General features: G+C 63.6%; 6 protein-coding genes. 2 read left to right on the top strand and 4 right to left on the bottom strand.

The features are described 5' to 3' along the window. On the bottom strand, positions 1-722 hold a 722-nt coding region (locus tag EN994_RS20550; protein ID WP_164746037.1), incomplete at its 3' end, for an ABC transporter permease. Next, positions 719-2,251: an ABC transporter ATP-binding protein gene (locus EN994_RS20545; RefSeq protein ID WP_024502792.1), complete on the bottom strand. Its 1,533-nt coding sequence runs from the start codon at positions 2,249-2,251 to the stop codon at positions 719-721. The genes EN994_RS20550 and EN994_RS20545, both read right to left, overlap by 4 nt. A 227-nt stretch (positions 2,252-2,478) precedes the next feature. On the opposite strand from EN994_RS20545, the gene EN994_RS20540 reads away from it, so the two are divergent. Continuing rightward, on the top strand, positions 2,479-2,688 hold the full coding sequence (locus EN994_RS20540; protein ID WP_013529634.1) for a SlyX family protein: 210 nt from the start codon (positions 2,479-2,481) through the stop codon (positions 2,686-2,688). A 23-nt stretch (positions 2,689-2,711) separates the two neighbouring features. Continuing rightward, positions 2,712-3,107, top strand: a complete 396-nt coding sequence (locus tag EN994_RS20535; RefSeq protein WP_063168987.1) for a hypothetical protein — start codon at positions 2,712-2,714, stop codon at positions 3,105-3,107. Here the strand turns inward: EN994_RS20535 and EN994_RS20530 are convergent. Further along, positions 3,102-3,563, bottom strand: a complete 462-nt coding sequence (locus tag EN994_RS20530) for a GNAT family N-acetyltransferase (protein ID WP_063168986.1) — start codon at positions 3,561-3,563, stop codon at positions 3,102-3,104. The two genes, EN994_RS20535 and EN994_RS20530, sit on opposite strands and share 6 nt — an antisense overlap. 115 nt (positions 3,564-3,678) lie before the next feature. Further along, positions 3,679-4,138 (bottom strand): BMP family ABC transporter substrate-binding protein (locus tag EN994_RS20525; RefSeq protein ID WP_127307767.1); only part of this gene is annotated, 460 nt, incomplete at its 5' end.

The following is a 4,138-nucleotide window of genomic DNA, read 5'->3' as shown; positions in this document are numbered from 1 at the left end:
TTCGGGCTGTGACCGTAGGTGCGCATCTCGTAGCCGAGCTTGGTGCGCCAGATCAGCAGCCAGACCAGGAAGGCCATGACCAGCGCCAGCAGGAAGGTGACGTTGAGCGGCGCCGAACGGATCTTGGCGCCGAACAGCTCGATGATCCAGTTGAGTTTGGGCAATTCCGCGCCGGCGAGGAAGTTGCGCGTCTGCGGCGCTTGCGAGGCGGCTGGCTTCAACGGGCCGACCAGCAGGTAAACCATGATCGAGGCGGCGATGAAGTTGAACATGATGGTGGTGATGACGATGTGCGAGCCACGCTTGGCCTGCAGATAGGCCGGGATAAGCGCCCACAATGCGCCCACCGCCGCCGCAGCAATGATCGCCAGCGGGAAGGTCAGCCACCATGGCAGTGTACTGTCGAAGCTCAGGCAGACGATGGCGATGCCAAGGCCGGCGATGTAGGCCTGCCCCTCGGTGCCGATGTTGAACAGGCCGCAATGCGCGGCAACCGCGACCGAAAGCCCGGTGAAGATGAAGGTGGTGGCATAAAACAGGGTGAAGGCAATGCCTGTGCCTTTGCCGAAGGCGCCTTCGACCAGGATGACGGCGGCGCGCAACGGATTCTCGCCGACCAGAAGCACGACGAAGCCGGCGACGACGAAGGCGACGAACAGATTGATCAGCGGGATCAGGCCATAGTCGGCCCAGGCCGGCAGTTTGGCGTAAGGCGTGCTCATTGCGCGGCCTCCTGGTGCTCGATGCCGGCCATCAGCAGGCCGAGCTCGCCCTCGGTCGCTTCCGGACCGCGCTCGCCGACGATGCGGCCGGCAAACATCACCAGGATACGGTCGGACAGCGAACGGATCTCGTCCAGCTCGACCGACACCACCAGCACCGCCTTGCCCTGGTCGCGCATGGCGATCAGGCGCTTGTGGATGAACTCGATGGCGCCGACATCGACGCCGCGTGTCGGCTGGCCGACGATCAGCACGCCCGGGTCCTGTTCCATCTCCCGTGCCAGCACGATCTTCTGCTGGTTGCCGCCGGAGAAATTGGCGGTCTTCAGCCGGCAGTCGGCCGGGCGGATGTCGTATTTGGCGATCTTGTCCCTGGCATCGTTGCGGATGGCATCGATGTTGAGGAACGGCCCCTTCAAATAGCGGGGATCATCGTGATAGCCGAGGATCGAATTCTCGTTCTCCTCGAAGGCCAGCACCAGCCCGACGTGATGGCGGTCCTCCGGCACATGCGCCAGGCCACGGTCGCGCAACTCTCCGGGGTCGGCGGCACCGGTCAGGTCGATCGGCTTGCCATCCAGCATGACCGAGCCGGAAACGGCACGCCTGATGCCGGAAATCGCCTCGAGCAGTTCGGATTGTCCGTTGCCGGCGACACCGGCGATGCCGACGATCTCGCCGGCCCTGATATCGAAGGAGATGTCGTCGACCATGGTGACGCCGCGCGTATCCCTGACCGTCAGGTTCTTGACTGCGAGCTTGACGGCGCCGGCCTCTGCCTCGCCCTTCTCGACCCGCAAGAGCACGCGCCGGCCGACCATCAGCTCGGCCAGTTCCTCGACAGTCGTTTTCCTGGTCTCGCGCGTCGCCACCATCGTGCCCTGGCGCATGACCGACACCGTGTCGGTGATGGCCATGATCTCGCGCAGTTTGTGGGTGATCAGCACCACCGTCTTGCCCTGGTCCTTCAACTGCCGAAGGATGCGGAACAGATGGTCGGCCTCGGCCGGCGTCAAAACGCCCGTCGGTTCGTCGAGGATCAGGATCTCGGCGCCGCGATAGAGCGCCTTCAGGATCTCGACACGCTGCTGCAGGCCGACCGGCAGTTCCTCGATGATTGCATCGGGATCGACTTCCAGCCCGTATTCACGCTCCAGCCGCTCCAGTTCGGAGCGCGCCTTGGCGATGCTCTTCTTCAAGAGCGCATCGCTTTCGGCGCCGAGGATGACGTTCTCCAGCACTGTGAAATTGTCGACCAGCATGAAGTGCTGATGCACCATGCCGATGCCGAGCGCGATGGCGTCATTGGGGGTCTTGATCGAAGCCGGCTGGCCGCCAACGCGGATCTCGCCGCTGTCGGCCTGGTAGAAGCCGTAGAGGATCGACATCAGCGTCGACTTGCCAGCGCCGTTCTCGCCGACAATGCCGTGGATCGTGCCGCGACCGATCTCAAGATTGATGTCCCGGTTGGCGCGCACCGCACCAAAACTCTTGTTGATGCCGATCAACTCGATTGCGGCTTGCGCCATGCAGCCTGTCCCACTCTTATTTTTTTATCGCTTGGTCAAAACGCCTAGCATGACGCTCCGCCCGTGCCAATTGGCGGAGCAGGTTCACTCTCGACAAATCCCGGTGCGCTTGTCAATTTGCAACGTGGCCGGGGCCTTCACATTCGCTAGTATGGCGGAGCCGAAATTCGCATTGCGGCGCAAGACATCGCGGCGCAAGACATCGCGGTGAAGACTGGGGAATTCACATGACCATACCCGCCGACCGGCTGACGACGCTGGAAATCCGCGCCGCCGAGCAGGAGAAGACCATCGAGGAACTGTCCGGCCAGATCGCCGAGCAGTGGAAAGTGATCGAGCGCATGCAGCGCAAGCTCGACGCGCTGACGGATCGCTTCCTGGCGCTGGAGGAGCAGACGGGAGATGAAGTGCCTGTAACCAAGCCGCCGCACTGGTGAGGAAAAAGGGAAGGGCGCATGCCATGGCCAGTGAAAGCGATCGCATTGCACGGGCCAGCGACTATGTGCGTGGCCTGATGAACGATGCGGAGCGCGAACGGGCCGAACGTGATCTGGAGATCGACCCGGCCTTCCGCGACGAGGTCGTGCGACTTGCCGAGCGCATGCACGTCTTCGACCGTGCCGAACCGGGGGATGGCGAAGAGCGCTGGAAGCAGATCACGCAGCGCATTGGCGACCTGCCGCAGATGCGTAGTTCTGGCCTGAGCGACGCCAGGCCGCCAACCGTGATCCGAAGCCTGTCGCAGCGGCCATACGGCGTCGGCGTGCACGCGCTGGGCGGCCGGCGTGGATTTGTGGTTGCCGCCGGACTGATGGTGGCGTTCGCGCTCGGTTGTCTCGCCGCGAAGCTGCTATAGGCGAGGCCGGCGAGACATCAGAGCCATCGTCTCGCCGTCCGAACGGCATATCTCAACGGTGTTCCAGCCGAGGGCCGCGTAGAAACCACGCGCATCCCATGTGTAGAGATAGAGCATCTCGACGCCCCGTGACGCCGCATGGGCTTCCGTTGCCTTGACCAGCGCGGTGGCGATGCCTCGGCGTCGATACCTTGCATCGACAACCAACCCGGCCAGCCATGGCGTCAGATCATGCGCGGGCTCCAGTTCGTGGCGCACCAGCAGGCATGTCCCGACCGGGGTGTCGCCGATCCGGGCCACGAATGCCGCCTCGAAACCGTCACCGGCGATCAAGTCGCGAAGCCCTGCCGCATCTTCCCCGAGAGTCCTTCCGGTTCCCTCGAAAAAGGCAGACAGGCGCAGTTGCGCGACCGCTGCTACGTCGTGCTCGCCCATGGGTCCGATCGTCGGCTGCATCTGTATCTCGAAACGGTGTCCGGCACGGAGCGAAGGTTTCGCTCGATCCGGTAAAGGCAAAACCGCCGGGCTGGCGCCCGGCGGTTTGCAGATCATGGCTGTGTGTTCGTGCCGCTCAATAGGGGCAGGCGTTGTCAGTCGTATAGTCGTGTACTTCGACCTTGCCGGCAATGATGTCGGCCTTGGCTTTTTCGACGGCCGCCTTCATCTCGTCCGTCACCAGCGCCTTGTTGTTGTCGTCCATGGCGTAGTCGACGCCGCCTTCCTTGAGGCCGAGATTCTCGACGCCGCCCTTGAAGGTGCCGTTCTTGCCGTCCATGAAGGCGGTGTAGACGGCGACGTCGACGCGCTTCAGCATCGAGGTCAGCACCTTGCCGGGCTGCAGGCCGTTCTGGTTGGAATCGACGCCGATGCCAAGCTTGCCGGCATCTGCCGCCGCCTGCAGCACGCCAACGCCGGTACCGCCTGCCGCGGCGTAGACCACGTCGGAGCCCTGGTCGATCTGCGTCTTGGCGATCTCGCCGCCCTTGGCCGGATCGTTCCAGGCAGCCGGCGTGTCACCCGTCATGTTCTGG

The sequence above is a fragment of the Mesorhizobium sp. M7A.F.Ca.CA.002.09.1.1 genome (assembly GCF_003998555.1).
Classification (GTDB): Bacteria; Pseudomonadota; Alphaproteobacteria; order Rhizobiales; family Rhizobiaceae; genus Mesorhizobium; species Mesorhizobium ciceri.
Note: the sequence above shows the minus strand (reverse complement) of the source record. Positions and strands in the feature narration are given on the sequence as shown.

Bases quoted from the DNA above. Each gene is read 5' to 3' on its own strand.
- EN994_RS20530 (WP_063168986.1), bottom strand. From the start codon at position 3,563: ATGCAGCCGACGATCGGACCCATGGGCGAGCACGACGTAGCAGCGGTC.
- EN994_RS20535 (WP_063168987.1), top strand. From the start codon at position 2,712: ATGGCCAGTGAAAGCGATCGCATTGCACGGGCCAGCGACTATGTGCGT.
- EN994_RS20540 (WP_013529634.1), top strand. From the start codon at position 2,479: ATGACCATACCCGCCGACCGGCTGACGACGCTGGAAATCCGCGCCGCC.
- EN994_RS20545 (WP_024502792.1), bottom strand. From the start codon at position 2,251: ATGGCGCAAGCCGCAATCGAGTTGATCGGCATCAACAAGAGTTTTGGT.